At 54.7% G+C, this 627-nt stretch carries 1 protein-coding gene; it reads right to left on the reverse strand.

All coding sequences use genetic code 11. The features are described from left to right. On the reverse strand, positions 1-605 hold a 605-nt coding region (recO, locus tag ACTHUM_RS17420; RefSeq protein WP_440403614.1), incomplete at its 3' end, for a DNA repair protein RecO. Positions 606-627 lie beyond the last annotated feature (22 nt).

Here is a 627-nt window from a genome sequence, read left to right on the forward strand (position 1 = left end):
CTCAAATCGATTAAAGTCGCGCCCAATACGGCAACGCCCTTATTAAGCGCATGGAAACGGTCGGCCTCGGCCAGGGGAACCACAGCTTCTTCAGGCGTGAGCCAATATGTTTCTTCGCCATTGATTTCATTGCCGTTGCCGTCATGAAACAAATCGGGGGCAAAACCCAAACGTGTCAACAGCGACCATTCAAAACGGCGCAAAGCGGCTATGTGGTTGGCCTCGCAACAGATGGTTTTCATGGTTTCCGCCAAAACATCGTAAAGCTCGGGCAACGGGTCTTCACGGACGGTCAATTTCAGCATTAACTCGTTCACATACAATCCACTGAACAAAGCCCTGCCCTGCGGCTGCGGCCACCCGCCTATCCATTCGGCACGATGCAGGGTCTTCAACTCTTGCGAACCATACCAAGACGCACTCACCGGCACAAACGGTACCAACACGCCGCGCAATTCGCTCTGCCGTTTGCGCGCGCTTCTGGCCAACAAAGCCACCCGCCCATAACGGCGGCTGAAAGCCTCCACCCACAAGCTGCTCTCGCGCCACGGGGCGGAAGCAAGCAGAAAGATAGGTTCGTGGTTGATGCGGTTTGGTTGCGCCATAAGGGTTTGGAAAGATAAAGAT

This window comes from Neisseria sp. P0021.S006 (genome assembly GCF_051956895.1).